The sequence below is a fragment of the Streptomyces yokosukanensis genome (assembly GCF_001514035.1).
Taxonomy (GTDB): Bacteria; Actinomycetota; Actinomycetes; order Streptomycetales; family Streptomycetaceae; genus Streptomyces; species Streptomyces yokosukanensis.
The window spans coordinates 1-1090 of sequence record NZ_KQ948288.1 but is presented as its reverse complement, the minus strand read 5'-3'; the positions used below and the strand labels follow the sequence as shown (position 1 = coordinate 1090).

The window sequence follows — 1090 nt, the reverse complement described above, 5'->3', positions numbered from 1 at the left end:
GGACTCGGGCGCGTTCCACCCAAGACCCGGCTGTCCCGCGGTGATGGCGCGGGACACACCGTCGTCCATGGTCAGACCGGCGTACTCGGTGCCGAGGTCACCCGGGACGGTGATCTCGACCGCACGGAAGTCGGGTACGCCCTCGGGGCCCGATGGCGCCGCGTGCGCGTCATCGGGGCCCCCCGGGTTGATGCTGGGGTCCTGCGGAGCCTTCATCCGCAGGATGTTCCCGCTGTAAGCGGCCACCGCTGGCCCCCTTTCAGCTAAGGGTGCGCTTGGTCCACGCGAGGGCGGCATTGCCGATGGCCATGCCGACCGCGAGACCCGCACCGAAGATCACAGCGTTGCGGAGGTTTGTCGACATGACGTCACCTCCGGGGCGCGGCCATGGCCGTGGCGAGGCTGCCGCGGAACAGGCTGCTGATCGAATCGATGATCTTGGACGTCTGTCGCCCGGGGAGAACCAGCGTGGTGGCCATGCCGATCCCGATGATCCCCATGGCGATCTTCTCCGCCGTGGTCATGGGCTTACCTTTCGTTGAACCAGCGGAGTGCGGACTCCGCGGGGGAAGGGACGGTGCGATCGACGCGCGCGAACACGACCGTGACGAGCGCGAGGTAGGCGACCGCTTTCGCGGCCGGCCCTACCGCCTGCTCCGCGCCCGCGAAGATGACCGCGGCCATGGCCGTGGCAATGGGCACCTTCCAGTCCACGGCGCGGTCGTTGAAGACGGTGCGGTTGGCGAGGGTGATCGCCCCGATGGCCAGGATCGGCCCGGTGGACTCAGCCATCACATCCACCCCCTGTAGCGGCGGAACTCGAAAGATCCGCTGTTCGCCATGAGGTTGTCGATCGTGTCGCGCTGCACGTTGCGCCTCGGGTTCTGCTGCCCGATCCCGTGGGAGCCGTCGGTGCAGACGATCATGTGCTGGCCGTTCACGGCGATGTCCCCCATCTTGGGAGCCGAGACCTTCACCCACTGGCCGGAGCCCAGGTACGCCGTGGTGTTCGACCCCCCGGGCGGGGTGATGCCGATATCGAGCAGCCCCTTGCCCGCGAAGCTGGAGCAGTCACTCGACCTGCGCCCCC

4 protein-coding genes are annotated in these 1090 nt (G+C 68.3%); all 4 read right to left on the bottom strand.

From position 1 onward, the window contains the following. Positions 1-246, bottom strand: a 246-nt coding sequence (locus tag AQI95_RS44220; protein WP_159056791.1) for a hypothetical protein, incomplete at its 3' end; no start/stop codon positions are given. A 122-nt stretch (positions 247-368) separates the two neighbouring features. Continuing rightward, complete coding sequence (locus tag AQI95_RS47805) at positions 369-524, bottom strand: hypothetical protein (RefSeq protein ID WP_158806480.1); 156 nt, start codon at positions 522-524, stop codon at positions 369-371. Between the two features lie 4 nt (positions 525-528). After that, a complete protein-coding gene (locus AQI95_RS44215) occupies positions 529-792 on the bottom strand; it encodes a hypothetical protein (protein ID WP_030498676.1) in 264 nt (87 codons plus the stop codon). After that, positions 792-1090: hypothetical protein (locus AQI95_RS44210; RefSeq protein WP_208614439.1), on the bottom strand; the 299-nt coding region annotated here is incomplete at its 5' end. The genes AQI95_RS44210 and AQI95_RS44215, both read right to left, overlap by 1 nt.

What these genes read in the sequence shown, in the direction of transcription:
- AQI95_RS44215 (WP_030498676.1), bottom strand. Translation starts at nt 792, where the DNA reads ATGGCTGAGTCCACCGGGCCGATCCTGGCCATCGGGGCGATCACCCTC.
- AQI95_RS47805 (WP_158806480.1), bottom strand. Translation starts at nt 524, where the DNA reads ATGACCACGGCGGAGAAGATCGCCATGGGGATCATCGGGATCGGCATG.